The sequence below is a fragment of the Anaerosalibacter massiliensis genome (genome assembly GCF_024623155.1).
Lineage (GTDB): Bacteria > Bacillota > Clostridia > Tissierellales > Sporanaerobacteraceae > Anaerosalibacter > Anaerosalibacter massiliensis.
The window spans coordinates 148012-163618 of the sequence record NZ_JANJZL010000003.1 but is presented as its reverse complement, the minus strand read 5'-3'; the positions used below and the strand labels follow the sequence as shown (position 1 = coordinate 163618).

Below are 15607 nucleotides of genomic sequence, written 5' to 3'. Positions count from 1 at the left end.
TATACTACCTCCTTATTTTGCAACCTTTTTAATATTTACTGGCATATATTTATATGAAGGCTCTTTAGAATAAGTATCGAATATTGATGGAGTTAAAGCATTTGTCTCTATATAATGAATTGGTGCAAAAAGATGATATTTTTTAACATTTCTACTTAATTTAGCAATAAATCTACCTTTTTCTCCATTTATAGCTGAAACTATTATCTTGTCACTTTCTTTTATTCCTAATTGATTTGCTAATTCTACATTTATAAGCAAGTGAGCTTGTTTTATTGAAGCATCTTCCACAATAGGAATTTCGCTTGTCCTTGTTTGTGTATGCCATTGTCCTACTGTAGTTCTTCCTGTATTTAACACATAGGGATATTCTTTAGTTATAGGATTAGGTATTTCCATTATATCCTCATATATAAATTTAACTTTCCCACTTGGTGTATAGTATTTATTATCCTCAAATAATCTTCTTTCATCTTCAATTAACCTATCTCCTTTTTTGAAAGGCCATTGAACTCCATTAGAATTAACAATCATATTATAGTCTACACCTGTTATATCTCCAGGCATACCTTTACTGAACTGTTTAATCAATTCAAAAGCATCTCTAGGAGTGTTCCATTTCTCCAAAGGTTCTTCTATGCCTAAAGCCTTACCAATGCCGAGGAATATTTCATAATCGCTTAATTCTCCTTCCTCTCTTTCAAGAACAGGTGTCACTGCAGATAAACGACGTTCTGTATTGATTAAAGTTCCTTGTTTCTTAGTACCTGGTACTGAAGGTAAAAATAGGTCACAATGCTGTGCAGTGTCAGTATCATCATATAAATCTTGTACTACTAAAAATTCTAAATTATTAATTGCCTTAGCAAATTTCATGTTATCTGAAGATGAATGTCTTGGATTTGTTGCTATTACCCAAAGCCCTTTGATTTCTCCACTATTTATTCTATCTATTATTTCACCATAAGATATTGTTGGCTTTGTTGGCAATATAGATTCATCTATATCTAATATATTAGCTACTTCTTTTCTATCTTCTAGGTTATTATAATTTCTACCACCATATAAACATGTAGTATTGCTATATAATCTTGAACCCATAGCATTACATTGTCCTGTTATTGAGTTTGCACCAGTTCCTTCCCTTCCTATATTTCCTGTCATTACTGCAAGATTTATTATAGATTGAGCTGTTCTTACTGCTTGATAACCTTGGTTTACACCCATAGTCCACCAGAAAGAAACTTTTTTACCTTTATGTATTATTTCAGCAAGTTCTAACACTCTTTTTTTAGATATACCTGTTTTTTCCTCTACACCATCTAAAGTATATTTATTTACATGCTCTTTAAACTCTTGAAAATCTTCAGAATACTTTTCTATATATTCTTTATCAATCCAATTTTTTTCTATTAAAACATTTGCCAAAGTGTAAAACAATCTAATATCAGATTTTGGTTTAATATCTATCCATATATCAGATTTAATCGTTGTTTCTGATTTTCTTGGATCTATAGATATAATTTTTGCATCCTTATTTCTAACTGCATATTCCCACAGTACAGGATGGGTTACTATCGGGTTTGCTCCTATGAAAATAATTGTATCGGATAGTTCCAAATCCTTTAATGCATATGGTGGAGAATCATATCCAAAACTTTGATTATGTGCTACTGCTGCAGTAGCCATACAAAGTCTTGTATTTCCATCTCCATTAATACCCATATAAGTTCTTCCTACAAATCCTAAAAGAGCTAATTCTTCAGTAGTTATTTGGGCTGTGCTTAAATATGCTACACTTTCTTTACCATATTTATTTTGAATTTCTTTCATTCGAGAGCTAAAAGTTTCAAAAGCCTTGTCCCAAGAAACTTCTCTCATTACTCCATCTTCTCCTCTTAAAAGAGGTAACCTTCTACTTGATTCTTGCCTATTTAGCTGTAATCCTTTAATACAGCAAAATCCCTTATTTACAGTATGATTCTTAGTAGGAATTATCTTTCTAATCTTATTATCTTCCACATAAAAATCAAGATTACAACCAATTGAACAATAATTACAAGTTGACTGTTTTACTTCCATGAAACCACCCTCCACTTTAGAATATTAATTTAGGATGTAAATATTAATAAATATACTATAACCTGTTTTGTTAATAATTTAACCTTTACCTCGTTATAAATATATCAATTTATTGCGTATTGTATTAATATTATCATTCTAGTCAAACGAATTCCGTGATTATTATCACACACTATATAAAACTCCTAGATTGTTTTCATATTTTATACAACAAGCTCTCTCGCTTAAAAGTCTTTATAAAGCTCCTGTTTCCTAGCTTATGAAGTTTAAAAACCATATAAAAAGTAAAAAATCCCATAGCTTCTTATGGGATAATAATTTAACTAATTTCTTATTTAATTGTATTTTCTACTATCAAAATATGTTTTATCTAATAATATTAACTAATAAACTATATAAAAAATTATAGTTGTTACAATACTCATAAATATTATTATATAATCTAAGATAGACATTTTTAAAACCATGTAGCTAGTACGGCTATCATATGCTCTAAATCCTCTCATCTCTATAGCAATAGATAACCTTTCTGCTTTTGATATAGTTCCTAATACTATCGGTGTAAATAGATAGGAATAGACATGAATTCTTTTCTTTATTGGAATTTTATCCAGCTCTATCCCCCTTAATTGAATTGCAATAAGAGAATCCTTTATTTCCTCAGTTAATATTGGCAAAAACCTAATGCCAATAGCCACCATAAAAGCCATTTCATAAGGTAATCCCCATTGAACAAACCCTTGTACTATTTCTCTTGAACTTGAGGTAGTGAGTATTGTAGCTGAGAAAATTATTATCATCATTCTAAAAATAAATTCTAATCCTTTGTATAAACCCTCTGTTGTCAAAAAAGTAACTTTTCCAATAGTAACTAAAGGGTTACCATCTGAAGAAAAAATACTTTGAGCCAATGTTATAACTATAAGTATATATAAAAGACTTTTAAGCTTTTTTATACTTCCCATTAAATCAACATGAAAACAAATTGAAATAAATATAGTAGTTAATAATATTTTAACAAGAGAAATTATATCCTTAAAAACTATACCTAAAGTAGAAAGGCATAATACTATAATTAATTTTGTCCTAGGATCAATCCTTATTTCTTCTATCCTCAACTATTTCACCTCTATATATTTCTATAACCCTGTTTGAAATTTGATTTACTAAATTATAATCATGGCTTATAAGAGTTATACCAATACCTTTTTCATTTAACTTTTCCAAAATATTTACTAATGTAGTTTTTCTATCCATATCTAATCCTTTAGTAGGCTCATCTAATATTAAATATTCTGGTTCATTAGCAAGAATTGCTGCTATAGCAAGCCTTTGTTTTTCCCCTTGACTTAGTTTGAGAGGAAAAGCCTCTTTAAGATGGTCCAGCTGGAATAATTCTAATAAATATTCTACTTTTTTATCTATGTATTCCCTATCAAATCCTTTAATTTTAAGTACAAAACCTATTTCTTCTTCTACGGTACAGGAAAAGAATTGTTTTTCTGGATTTTGGAATAAATAGCCTACTTGCTTACCAACTTGTCCTAAAGTCATGTATTTAATGTCTTTATTAAACATATAAACTTTGCCAAATGTAGGCTTTAAAATTCCTGTCATTAATTTTCCTAATGTAGTCTTCCCACTTCCATTAGGTCCTACTATAGCTGTAATATCGTCTTTATATACTTTAGTGCTGATACTATTAATTACTTTTTTATCCTTTATATATTCAAAGCTTGTATTTCTAAATTCTATATATTCCAATAAATTCACCGACCCTTAAATTCTTGTAACTTGCCATCTTTAAGCTCCATTATCCTATCTGCAAATTTAATATTATTATAATCATGTTCTACTAGAATCATAGACTTTCCCTCTTCTTTTAAATTCATTAAAACTTGACTTATTCTCTTTTTCCCTTCCTTATCTAACTGGGCAAATACTTCATCAAATAATAAAATCTCTGGTTCCATAACAAGAACAGAAGCCATGGCTATAAGTTGCTTCTGTCCACCTGATAAATTATTAGTATTTTCATATCTATAATCTTCCATTCCCACAACTTTTAATATCTTTTTTATCCTCCAGCCAATTTCTTCTCTATCTACCATTAAGTTTTCAGGACCAAAGGCTATTTCATCTTCAACAGTAGGTGAAAAAAGCTGAGTATCTGGGTCTTGAAATACTATTCCTATTTTGGTAGATATCTCTGACAATCTCATACTTGAAATCTTTTGTCCCCAAATTTTCACTGTTCCTTTTATTTTGCCATTATATATATAAGGTATTATTCCGCAGATAATATTTAAAAATGTACTTTTTCCACTTCCACTTAGTCCTACTATAGCTACTACCTCTCCCCTAGATAAATTAAAATTAACTCCATCCAATATATTATACTTACTGCCTTTATATTTAAAATATAAATTTTCTACTTCAATTAGCTTAGTCATTGATTTCTATCTCCACTACATGCTTGCACCATCTTTGACTAAACTGATCCTTCCTTATTATAATTTGATAAGGCCCACTTCCTCCATCTTCTTTGTTTCCAAGGGGCTTTCCATCTATTTTATATGCTAAATATATATTATTATTTTCCAAAACTTCATCTATACCTAAAGCTACTGTATAACCATCAATAGCCTTAACTGACAACTGGTTCTTGTCTTTAATATCAATACCTGCCTTCTCAAATAAGTTTTTTAATAGCACTCCTGTATATTTATGCTCTCTAGCTGGCTTGCCACTAGATTTTAAATTAGCAACAAAATCTTTCTCTCCAAACTCCTTTATATCTTTGAATGTTAATTTAACTTCTTTTCCACTACCTGATATTAGTATTTCAGCATTTTCATGTATTTCTTTTTTATCTTTTATCATATCTTTATTTATGAAAGCAAAAACACCTACTATCAAGGCTAACACAAGTATCATAATAATAACAGTTCTCTTATTCATTAGATAAACCCCCTTCTAATATTATATATGGAACTATCATATCTTCATATCTAAACTCTCCATGATCTCCTCCATCTTTTGTTGAGTGCATGCCATGATCAGCTGTTATGATTATCTTGCCTTCGAATTTTGATGCTAATTCCTTAATATATTCATCTATTCTAGCTATTACTTTCATAGTTTCATTAGATAAATCTCCATAATTATGACCTGCATCATCTATGCCATGAAAATGGGCAAAAACTAAATTATAACCTTCATCAATTGAGTTCAAGGTAGATTGGTACACTTCATCATCTGTAGTCCCATTTTTATTTCTATCTATATTCAAAACAGGGTCAATTTCCGTATCTAATATTCTAATATCTCCTTCCAACAACACAGACTTTTTATCTAAATCATTGACAAGCTTAAATATTGAATCAACTTTAGGCTTCCTCTGCTTACGAGAATATATGCCATTTTCCACTGGTGATTTTCCAGTAATCATAGCTGCAAAACCTGCATTAGTTACTGGCTTATATACAGATAAAGCCTTCTTACCTTTCTCAATATTAGATAAAAATGGAAGATATCCGTTTTCTAATGCATATTCATACTGATGATATCCAAAACCATCTAAAAACAGAAATAAAACATCTTCTTCCTCTATATAATGGGATACATCATAGTAAGAGTCTGTTATACTTACTTTTGGTGGATCTATAATTACTCCTTTGATATTTTCTACTTTTTCCTTACCATTCTTTCCTACATAATCTATATGATTTTTATTTGCCTCAAAATATCCATATTCATCAATATATTTTATTTCTCCTCTATCTCCCATAACTAAAGCTTTCTTTGATTTGTAATCTTCCAATATATCTTTTACCTTCAATATACGTCTTTGAGTATATACTGTTGTACTATAGGTTTTTCCACCTTTTTCTTTCTTAGATTCACCTTCAAAATAAGGTAAAATTGTACTAGGTCCAGCGTATAATTCTCCTACTGTTAAATTTTTTATATTTTTCTCACTATCTATTATATTCATACCTATATCTAACCTATCATTATTAGATACAATGACTATCTCTTTTAAATGCTTTACATTGCTACTTATAGTGTGATTATAATTTATAGCTTCCCAACCATTATCATCACTAAAAGTTATATAACTTTTCTCTAAATTTCTTCCATCTATCTTAGACATTAGACCATCTATACCTACTAATAACACATCATTATTTTCTGTCATAGGTTTAGATAAGAGTATTATATCCTCTAAATTCATCGCTTTTATTTTTTTATTATCCTTCTCTATTGCATCCATATGAATATCTTTCGGAAACTCCCACAATGTAACAGCCTCTTCTACATCTCCAACTATTTGCAATGGTGGTATATAGCTTGTATCTTTATTAGAGTTAGTTATATAAATACATGCTATAAACAAAACTATAGAGAATAATAATATAGCTATAAGCTTTTTATTCACTCTGATCTCTCCCCAACATCATTTTTTCTAAAATACCATCTTTTTTTAGCTTTTTAAGTATTATATATGATATTACTCCTCCTATTCCTCCTGAAAGGGTAGCAGCTGATAAGGTTAAGATTAAAGGTACTAAAGGTAATCTAAAAAAAACTAGATTGACCAAAAAAGTACCACTTAAATTAGCCAATATTCCTGAGATAAAAAGGCAACCAAGACTTATGTCCCAGCCGCCAGAAATTAGAAGAAACATATCTACAGCTATTCCTGGTATTATATAAGTTATAAAACTCATGATTCCATGAGTTCCATAGATTCCTAAGCTAATAACTATTATTGATTGGACTAAAGCTATCAATGTAGCTACTCCCACTTTACCAATCAATCCTGCACCTAAAACAATCCACATCATATATAATCCTCCAGCAATAGCACCACCAGGAATATACAGTGGTCCTGTTATTATATGAACAAGAGGAACTATCACAGGCTTAGTTGCTATACCTAATGTAGCCATAAGAGCAATTATAATAAGTTCAAATACAGAAAATCTATTTACTAATTTCTTAAGCATACCAAAGTCCTCCAACTATTTGCTTACTTTAATCTTTGAAACCTGTCTAACCCACAGCTTTGCTCCTTCTCCATCTACAACAGCTTGTACTGGACCTGATTTTTCATCTAGCTTTTTGCCATCAACTTCTACAGCCAAAATTGTTCCATCACTTTCAACTATCTCTTTATCATATACAACAGAAAATCCATCTTCAGCTTCAATTTCAACTGTGCTGTATTCACTAGCTTTAGCAAACTCTAAAATTTCTTTTAATGGCATTCCTGACCATTTGTTTTCTTCTTCAGTGCCATCTTTCTTTCTCATTGTAGCTTCTATATCTACTGTACCTACTTCGTCCATATCTAAATTTGTTAATTCTACTGTTTTCTCATCTGGAGTTTCAATAGCTATTTTCCATTCAGGCTCTCCATCTAAACTATTTCCTTCTTCTGATACTTTCTTAGATGAACAAGCAGTAAACAATAGTATTGAAATTAGAACAAATACCGTTAATAATGATTTTTTTCTATTCACTCTAAACATCAAAATCCCCCTTAAATTTATCTTTTCACTTCTATAAATAATAAATCTTTCACAGAAGTACTTTTCTCAAGACCTGAAAAATAAACTACTACTTTATTATCTTCATTCTTATATAAAATGCAATTGTTAGCATCTTCCGAAGATACCTCTACCTTATATCCATCTTTTGCAACAAATATATATGTATTCCCCTTTGTTAAATCTATATCATCCATTATGTCTTTAAACAAAATTCCTTTAATATTATCTGAATTGGATTCATCAAAATATTCAAATGATTTAGATATTGATAAAAATGAAGTGCTTCCAGTACTAAACCACAATATATCTTTTACAGTCATTCCCTTAGGCATATCTGATGACAGAAATATTGGAGAATCTTTACCAGTAGTTTTAATATAAGCATCTCTAAATACCTTATTTGATTCACTTTTTTCAAGTCCATCAGCTGCTTTAATAAATATTTCATCCTCTATATTATCTGATGCATGACTTGTTAATAAATCATTTGTTTTAATAGCCTTGTCTACACTTTCATAATACTTATAATCTTCTTGTTTTAAATCTAGTATGGCTGTATCAAATATTATTATTTTATCTATTTCTTTATTCCCTTGTTTTTTATCATTTTCTACAATTTCTATTTTATTTAGGCCCTTCACCCAGTACATAGCCCTTTCATCTGGAATAATAATCCTCAATGGCTGGCTATCTTCAAATAAAGGTTTTCCATCAATTTCATAGGCAAGTATTATATCTCTATTTTCTAACACTTCCTTTGGTATGTCTATTGAATATCCATCTGTAGCAATAAATCGTACAATGGAGAGATTCTTTTGAGATTTATTATACTTTCCCAATAATTCCTCCAATAACCCTCCAGAGACATTCATTTCATTCCTCTCCCCACTAGAAGTTACAGCTACTACATCTTTATTAACTTTTTTTAATTTTTTTATTTCATCTACTTTTACTTCTATATTTTCTTTTTCTAGTCCCGATATGCATATTTTATTAGAAGTTTCTGAATTTTTATTTCCTGTTTTTACAGCTTTATTACAAGATGTCAATGCTAATATCATCATACTTATTAAAATAAATTTATACTTTTTAGAAAATGATTTCACAATATCCTCCTTTCTTCTCAAATTATAAACAACTAAAAACAGCTCCATTGTAAAGGGAGCTGTTTTATTCAAACAATAACTTTAATAGATATGCCTTTGCATATCTTTAAATTAGTAGTTAATCAGCATTCCCTTTCCAAACGGGAGGCATAGAAATTTCTTCCTATACCCTATCGGTATATAATCCTTGGACAATTGTCTACAGGAATATATACTCGGGAATATATTTGGTTTTTATAAAATAAATTTACAATTTTCTAATTTCATTATATAATGAAATCGTCATTACTGTCAATTAAGTATAATCTTAGTCCCAGTATTGTTCAGAAAAAGGATGTGGGATAATGAATAATTTATTTTTAACTGGAGAAATTAAAGTAGGAAAATCTACTGTATTAAAAAAGGTATTAAAAAAAATTAATATCCCTGTGGGAGGATATATGACAGAAAAAACAATATGTAATGATATAACAACACACACTGTAAAATCATTATATGATAATATAGAAAAATATATTATAGCCAAAATAAATAACAAAAATTTTTCCAGAAAAATTTTTATGGAATCTTTTAGTACTGGTATTCCATCTATTCTTGATAAAAGTTTAGAAAATAGGGATATAATAGTATTAGATGAGCTAGGGTTTATGGAAAATGATATAAATATCTTTACTTCCAAAATATATAGACTGTTAGATAGTGACAAAATAGTATTAGGAGTTCTAAAAAAATATGACTGTGAGTTTCTAAATAATATTAAAGCAAGAGACGATGTTATAATTATAGAAATTACAGAAGAAAATAGAGATTTAATTTTAAATAAAATTTTAAATATAATAAAATCCTTTAATATTCCACTTAAATAATCCACTTCTATATGAAAATCTTAAATGTATTGTGAATAAAATAAAAACATGATACTTTTTTGTCAAAGATTGTTGACAAGCCTTCTCAATTATAATATAGTGAATGTAAACTTGGTTAGTATATAATCTTTTGTAAAAAGGAGTTTATTATGAAAATAACACAAGAGTCAGACTATGCTTTAAGAGTAGTTGTCTACTTTTCAACATTAGAACCCAAAGCTAAAGTAAGTGCAAATATTATAGCTGAAAATCAGAATATTCCTTTAAGATTCCTTTTAAAACTTCTGCAGAAATTAAAAAAAGCAGATATAGTGGAATCTTTTATGGGAGTAAACGGAGGATATGCCCTAAAAAAATCACCTAAAGATATTTCTTTAAAAGATGTTATAGAAGCAGTAGAAGGTCCTATACATTTAAATCGTTGCCTATTAAATCCTAAAGAATGTAATAATAAGGGACCGGATAAATGTCTAATACATAATGCACTGGGCAGCGTTCAGGAAACACTAATAGAACAGCTTTCTTCCATAAACTTTAAAGATATTTCTGATGGCAAATACTTAGATAAGGGGTAAACCCCTTATCCTTTTTTAGCTAATAACCTCCAACATTCCAAAACCTTGGTTTCTTCTAAAAGAAATACCTAGTTTATATAGATCATTCAAATCATCTTTATCTCCTTCTAAAAGAAATCTACCTCCATAAGCATTTATATACATATATTTTCTACCAGTAATCTTTTTGAAATCCCTTACATATTCTTTAACTACTCTTTTTTTCATGTTTATAGACTTAAAATACAGCGGCTCCCTTAATCCATAATTTCTATAATTATTCAATATTATATTAGATATATAATTTAACTCTCTTTCAAAACTTTCAGATTCTGGACTTAGATGAATGCCCTCTTTATTTTTAATATATATTGGAGACAATGTTTCAAACATAACTTTTCTATCTTCTATTTTCTTTTCCTTAATTTCTACAATGGCCTTACGCAACAAACTATATACTCTATATTTAAAATTATTAATTTCTTTTAATCCATTGCATAAATTAAAGGTAAATTCATTATCTGGAGAACTAAAATTTACTATTACTCCTCCTTTAATCATAAAATTATGATTTACAATTTCATAGTTTTTTAAGTCTAAACTAAAACAATAATTTTTGCTCTTCTTGTTTTTCTTTCCTTTATAGTTAAAAAGTTTTTTATAATAATTTGAATCTGATCTTTTTAATGCTTCTTTTATAAGAGATACTACTAACATATTATATGCAATTGGTATTTCATTTGTATCGAAAGAAACTTGAACCCTCATAACTTTCCCCCTTAAATTCTGTCCTAATCTTCCAATATAAAAAATATACTTGATATTACCAATCATAGTACATAACTAAATTGTACCATGTTTATTGATGCTGGTAAAGTCAAGTATATTTTTTACTATTAGCTTATTACAAAATCTATAATCTCTCTAACAATTCTAAAAATGAAATTATCTTTTACTAAATCCCCATCCTGAAAAACTTCAATTTCTTTATTTTCATAATTTGATATTCCATAATCTAATAAATTTTTACTTGTTTCATTTCTTTTTTCTTCACTTTCAGTTCCCATTACTATACCAATAAGTCTAGAATCCTTACATCCAAATCGTCCCTTCACACTTACAGTAGAAACTAGGCAATATCCAGCTTCATTGGTAAACCCTGTTTTTAGGCCATCTACTCCATCTATTTCCTCTAATAATGGATTAGTATTTTTATTTATAAACTCTCTGTCTTTTGTGTTTAATCCTATTCCCATACTCATTTTGGGTTTTTTAGTTATTTTAAGTACTTCAGGATATTCTTCTAATATATACCTTGAAAGTTTAAATATATCTCTAACACTCATAGTATTCTGGCCATATTTCTCAGGAAGTCCGTTAGGATTTAAATAATTTGTATTCTCTAAACCTATTTCTTTAGCTTTTTCATTCATTTTATTAACAAAGTTTGATACATCCCCTGCTGTATACTTAGCTAATGCTACACAAGAATCATTTGCAGAAACTATTAAAGCACTTTCAAGTAAAGTCTTTACAGAAAATTTTTCTCCTTCTTTTAGGTCAAAGGTTGAACCACTAATTTCTTCAGTCTCTTTATCTATAACTACCCTATCTCTCATAGATATATTTCCTTTTTCTATTTCATCCATAACTACTGTATAAGTCATGAGCTTTGTAATACTAGCTATTGCTAAAGGAACATCTATATTATATTCTTCAACAATTTGTCCACTTTCAAAATCTCCTAACAAGTATGCAGAGACATCATTCTCTATTCCTATATTTTTAGCAAAAGTTACAGAGCTTGTAGACAAAATGAAAATCATTGTAAAAAATAACAATTGTCTCATTCTTATATTATTCATGCTATCACCTCAGGGCTTTATTCTTCTATTTTTATCTTATCAATTATATCACCATTATTTATTCTTTTTAGTGGTACAAAACCTGATACTAACGCTATAATAGTAGCTCCTAGGCAAGCAATAATGATACTTTTCCATGGTACAATCCACTCTATTTCATTTATACCTATTACTATTTTATATAATAAGAATGAAAGTCCTGTTCCAGATAATCCACCATATATTGCAGCTATTATGCCGTAGTATAGGCTTTCTAGAGCAACCATTTTTTTCACACTACCTTGGGACATTCCCACTGCCTTGAGCATAGCTAATTCTCTAGTTCTAAGAATTAAATTAGTACTTATTGTATTTATAATATTTATACAGCTGATTAAAGAAATTACTGCTACAAAGCCATATAAAAATATACTCATAACTATAGCTGCATTTCTATCCTCTTCTGCACTTTCTAAATAATCTACATACTCTTCTATTGAACCTGAGTCCAATAATTCATTTAGTTTTTTTCTTATACTTTCTATATCCCCATCTTTTTTCATTTGTATCTTGAATACATCATTTCCATATTTCTTACCCATTAGTTTTTCAAAATTTTCCTCAGTAAATATAATATTCATACTTCCATTTTCATTATAGGGATTCCCCAATGCTCCACTTTCTAATACTCCCATTACTTTTGCTTCCTTAAACTTTCCTGAACCTTCTTCAAAAAATTCATTATAATCTGATATAAATATTTTATCTCCAACTTTTAAATCAAATCCATCTATTGTTACAGGTCTCTTTGTTTTATCATTAAAAGTTTTGGTAGTTGTTACTACTAAAATCCCATTTTCTTTATTTAATTCATTTATATCAAGAGTACCTTCTTTTAAATAAGGTTTTAAAACCTCTAAATTATCATTTCCATAGGCCTCCAACTTATTGTTAGCCACCAATGTAAAACCTTTTTTCTCACTACTCTCTTCGTAGTCATAGGGTCTCAATTGTTTTAGTTTAGGGTTTATTTTCTCATTTTCAATTAACAAACTGCTATAAGCCGAGATATCTTTATATACTCTTTCTACATCGGATATTCCCTTTAGTTCATTATATATTTTTTCTACATCTTCATCAGATTTACTGTTAGTAGGTACAACAAAATCTCCCTTCTCTTCATAATCTGCTACTCCCATTTTAAACATGAAATTAGAAAAACTAGAAAAAGTAATGAAAAGTGATATACTTATAATCATAGAGAACACTGTTATTAAAAATCTTTTCCTATTCCTTCTTAAATTTTTATAAGCTATTTCCCCTTCTACTCCTAATATAGTCTTAATTAATTTGGAACTTCTAACTTTCTTAAAGGATTCCTTCTTAAAACTTCCTGCATTCCTCACTGCTTCCAATGGGGATATTTTAGCTGCCTTTTTAGCTGGACCATAAGCTGAAATAAAAACAGTTATTATCCCAATTATAGAACTTATTATAAGAACTATAGGAGATATTACTAATTCTACATTATTAAATAGTTCAAATTTAAAAAATCCTATTATATAAAGAACTATTTTCATAGCAAGTATCCCACAAAATAATCCTATAGGTATACCTATCATACTCAATATACTTGCTTCTTTAAGTACCAACCCTTTAATTTGCTCTGGAGTAGCACCTATGGAACGTAAAAGCCCAAATTGAGATATTCTTTCTAATACAGAAATATTGAAAGAATTATATATAACTGCCACTGTAGCTACTACTACTAAGGATATAATAAATCCTAGTAACAAAATAAGAGTTCTATTTAAATCACTGGATAAACTTTGAGCATATAGTCTTAAAAGATCTTCATTAAAATCTATATTATCTGATTCTATTGCTATATTTGCAGCTAAGCTTGTAGCCTTATCATGAACTTTATTCACATTATCAAACCTTGTATAAATATCATAATTATTGCCTTTTAAATCTTTTTTGTCTACACCACTTATAGCACTTGATATAAAATACCTTTCCTGAGAGTGTTCAATAATTCCTACTACTGTATATTCTTTTTCTCTTTCCTTTTCAAATTTCTCATTTTCACTCCCATCATCATGCCAAATAAAACTAGATGTATTTTGTTCATAAAAAAACTCTTCCTTAGTTCCAGGACTACCTATTCTATTACCTAGAGATAGGACTATTTTATCTCCTATTTCAAGCTTTTTAGGAAAGTATTCCATTGTGTATTTATCCATTGCTATCTCATTTGAATTCTTAGGAAGCCTACCCTCTTCCACTTTATAAGAGAATATATCAAGAGCTTCTTTATCATATCCTATTATACTTAAATATCTATAAGGAAGAACATTATCTCCCCATTCTTTCTTTTCTTTTTCAGTTGTTTTTTTTATAGTTGCATAGCCTTCTGCTTTAGCTATACCTGCCTTATCTATCTCTACATTATTTATTATTTTATCTATCTTTTCTCCTGGAATCTCTTTAAAAATAGCATGATAATCTCCATTACTTCTAATTACTTCTTTTATAACTGCTTCTCTCATACTTACAGTCATAGTAGCAATAGCTGTAACAAGGGCTACTGAAAGTATAATGCCAAATAAAGTGAGTATTGTTCTCTTTTTCTGTTCTTTTAAATACCTTCCAGTTATCTCTTTATAACTTTCCATTGTAAAGCACCTCATTTTTTGTAATAGAGCCATCTTCAATTGTTATTATTCTATCTGCTTGAGAAGCAATATCCAAATCATGAGTTATTAAAACCAATGTTTGATTATATTTTTTAACTGATAGTTTCAAAAGATCTACTATTTCTTTACTATTCTCACTATCTAAATTTCCAGTAGGCTCATCAGCAAGTACTATAGAAGGACTATAGGCAAGAGCCCTTCCTATGGAGACTCTCTGTTGTTGACCACCTGAAAGCTCACTAGGAAGATGCCCTCTCCTATCTTCAAGTCCAAGTATAGAAATAAGCTCATTTATATATTTTTTATCTATCTTCTTATTATCTAAAAGCAATGGCAAAAGTATATTTTCTTCTGCAGTTAAAACTGGTATTAAATTATAGAATTGAAATATAAATCCTACTTTTCTTCTTCTAAATACAGCCAACTCTTTTTCACTTAGCCCAAATATATCTATTCCATCTACATATACTTTTCCACTAGTTGGTATATCTACTCCTCCTAATAAATGGAGTAAAGTACTCTTTCCTGAACCACTAGGACCTACTACTGCTATAAATTCTCCTTTATTTATAGTAAAATTTATATTTTTAACTGCATCCACTTTCATTTCACCAGTACCATAGCTTTTGCATAAATCTACTATTTTTACAACTTCCAAATTTATTACCTCCCTCGCTTCTTATTAGCTTTAATTATAATTTAATATAAAAATCTTACAGGGAGGTGAATTTTTCTCTTACACTTTTGTAAGACTACATTCTTCCATTTGAATTCTTGTATTCTAATCTTAAATACTCTTCAAGACCCTTATCTCTTTTAAATCTAAAAGGACCTAATAAAAACATTAAAAATACCTCCATTTAAAATCACCTCCATATAAATAAACTAGATAATTTAC

15 protein-coding genes and 1 riboswitch are annotated in these 15607 nt (G+C 29.0%); of the genes, 2 read left to right on the top strand and 13 right to left on the bottom strand.

Features of this window, described 5'->3' with window-relative positions; genetic code table 11:
* Nucleotides 1-12 precede the first annotated feature (12 nt).
* From NSA23_RS06070 to NSA23_RS06030, 9 genes are all read right to left on the bottom strand, one after another.
* Nucleotides 13-2082, bottom strand: coding sequence for a molybdopterin oxidoreductase family protein (locus NSA23_RS06070; RefSeq protein ID WP_042680355.1), 2070 nt, complete (start codon nt 2080-2082; stop codon nt 13-15).
* A gap of 383 nt (nt 2083-2465) precedes the next feature.
* Nucleotides 2466-3200, bottom strand: a complete 735-nt coding sequence (locus tag NSA23_RS06065; protein WP_246119183.1) for an energy-coupling factor transporter transmembrane component T family protein — start codon at nt 3198-3200, stop codon at nt 2466-2468.
* Nucleotides 3175-3855 (bottom strand): energy-coupling factor ABC transporter ATP-binding protein, encoded by a 681-nt coding sequence (locus NSA23_RS06060; RefSeq protein WP_050069748.1) that lies wholly within the window; start codon nt 3853-3855, stop codon nt 3175-3177. The genes NSA23_RS06065 and NSA23_RS06060 overlap by 26 nt, the downstream gene beginning before the upstream one ends.
* Nucleotides 3852-4535 (bottom strand): energy-coupling factor ABC transporter ATP-binding protein, encoded by a 684-nt coding sequence (locus tag NSA23_RS06055; protein WP_042680359.1) that lies wholly within the window; start codon nt 4533-4535, stop codon nt 3852-3854. Before NSA23_RS06055 ends, NSA23_RS06060 begins: the two co-directional genes overlap by 4 nt.
* Nucleotides 4528-5043 carry a molybdopterin-dependent oxidoreductase gene (locus NSA23_RS06050; protein WP_050069749.1) on the bottom strand — a complete coding sequence of 172 codons (516 nt, stop codon included), beginning with the start codon at nt 5041-5043 and terminating at the stop codon, nt 4528-4530. The genes NSA23_RS06055 and NSA23_RS06050 overlap by 8 nt, the downstream gene beginning before the upstream one ends.
* Nucleotides 5036-6523 (bottom strand): alkaline phosphatase family protein, encoded by a 1488-nt coding sequence (locus NSA23_RS16605; protein WP_042680361.1) that lies wholly within the window; start codon nt 6521-6523, stop codon nt 5036-5038. Before NSA23_RS16605 ends, NSA23_RS06050 begins: the two co-directional genes overlap by 8 nt.
* Nucleotides 6516-7094 carry an ECF transporter S component gene (locus NSA23_RS06040; protein WP_042680363.1) on the bottom strand — a complete coding sequence of 193 codons (579 nt, stop codon included), beginning with the start codon at nt 7092-7094 and terminating at the stop codon, nt 6516-6518. Before NSA23_RS06040 ends, NSA23_RS16605 begins: the two co-directional genes overlap by 8 nt.
* Before the next feature lie 15 nt (nt 7095-7109).
* A complete protein-coding gene (locus NSA23_RS06035; RefSeq protein ID WP_042680365.1) occupies nt 7110-7619 on the bottom strand; it encodes a molybdopterin-dependent oxidoreductase in 510 nt (169 codons plus the stop codon).
* Nucleotides 7620-7636: 17 nt separating this feature from the next.
* A complete protein-coding gene (locus tag NSA23_RS06030; protein WP_081915192.1) occupies nt 7637-8818 on the bottom strand; it encodes a molybdopterin-dependent oxidoreductase in 1182 nt (393 codons plus the stop codon).
* A gap of 41 nt (nt 8819-8859) precedes the next feature.
* Nucleotides 8860-8979: riboswitch (molybdenum cofactor riboswitch) on the bottom strand.
* Nucleotides 8980-9090: 111 nt separating this feature from the next.
* Here NSA23_RS06030 and NSA23_RS06025 point away from each other — a divergent pair.
* Together NSA23_RS06025 and NSA23_RS06020 are read left to right on the top strand one after the other, a co-directional pair.
* Nucleotides 9091-9612 (top strand): nucleoside-triphosphatase, encoded by a 522-nt coding sequence (locus NSA23_RS06025; RefSeq protein WP_042680368.1) that lies wholly within the window; start codon nt 9091-9093, stop codon nt 9610-9612.
* A 149-nt stretch (nt 9613-9761) separates the two neighbouring features.
* The gene (locus NSA23_RS06020; protein WP_042680370.1) at nt 9762-10187 is read left to right on the top strand and encodes an RrF2 family transcriptional regulator; all 426 of its coding nucleotides are present in this window, start codon (nt 9762-9764) and stop codon (nt 10185-10187) included.
* Nucleotides 10188-10202: 15 nt separating this feature from the next.
* On the opposite strand, the gene cas6 is transcribed toward NSA23_RS06020, so the two are convergent.
* The 4 genes from cas6 to NSA23_RS06000 form a co-directional block, all read right to left on the bottom strand.
* The gene (gene cas6 / locus NSA23_RS06015; RefSeq protein WP_042680372.1) at nt 10203-10934 is read right to left on the bottom strand and encodes a CRISPR-associated endoribonuclease Cas6; all 732 of its coding nucleotides are present in this window, start codon (nt 10932-10934) and stop codon (nt 10203-10205) included.
* A gap of 128 nt (nt 10935-11062) precedes the next feature.
* Entirely contained in the window at nt 11063-12031 is a 969-nt protein-coding gene (locus tag NSA23_RS06010) for a D-alanyl-D-alanine carboxypeptidase family protein (RefSeq protein WP_050069750.1), read from the bottom strand.
* A 17-nt stretch (nt 12032-12048) separates the two neighbouring features.
* The gene (locus NSA23_RS06005; protein WP_042680374.1) at nt 12049-14688 is read right to left on the bottom strand and encodes an ABC transporter permease; all 2640 of its coding nucleotides are present in this window, start codon (nt 14686-14688) and stop codon (nt 12049-12051) included.
* The gene (locus tag NSA23_RS06000) at nt 14675-15367 is read right to left on the bottom strand and encodes an ABC transporter ATP-binding protein (protein WP_042680376.1); all 693 of its coding nucleotides are present in this window, start codon (nt 15365-15367) and stop codon (nt 14675-14677) included. The genes NSA23_RS06005 and NSA23_RS06000 overlap by 14 nt, the downstream gene beginning before the upstream one ends.
* Between the last annotated feature and the right edge of the window lie 240 nt (nt 15368-15607).

Coding starts and splice junctions, on each gene's coding strand:
- NSA23_RS06070 (WP_042680355.1), bottom strand. CDS start 2,082: ATGGAAGTAAAACAGTCAACTTGTAATTATTGTTCAATTGGTTGTAAT.
- NSA23_RS06055 (WP_042680359.1), bottom strand. CDS start 4,535: ATGACTAAGCTAATTGAAGTAGAAAATTTATATTTTAAATATAAAGGC.
- NSA23_RS06050 (WP_050069749.1), bottom strand. CDS start 5,043: ATGAATAAGAGAACTGTTATTATTATGATACTTGTGTTAGCCTTGATA.
- NSA23_RS06040 (WP_042680363.1), bottom strand. CDS start 7,094: ATGCTTAAGAAATTAGTAAATAGATTTTCTGTATTTGAACTTATTATA.
- NSA23_RS06035 (WP_042680365.1), bottom strand. CDS start 7,619: ATGTTTAGAGTGAATAGAAAAAAATCATTATTAACGGTATTTGTTCTA.
- NSA23_RS06025 (WP_042680368.1), top strand. CDS start 9,091: ATGAATAATTTATTTTTAACTGGAGAAATTAAAGTAGGAAAATCTACT.
- NSA23_RS06020 (WP_042680370.1), top strand. CDS start 9,762: ATGAAAATAACACAAGAGTCAGACTATGCTTTAAGAGTAGTTGTCTAC.
- cas6 (WP_042680372.1), bottom strand. CDS start 10,934: ATGAGGGTTCAAGTTTCTTTCGATACAAATGAAATACCAATTGCATAT.
- NSA23_RS06010 (WP_050069750.1), bottom strand. CDS start 12,031: ATGAATAATATAAGAATGAGACAATTGTTATTTTTTACAATGATTTTC.
- NSA23_RS06005 (WP_042680374.1), bottom strand. CDS start 14,688: ATGGAAAGTTATAAAGAGATAACTGGAAGGTATTTAAAAGAACAGAAA.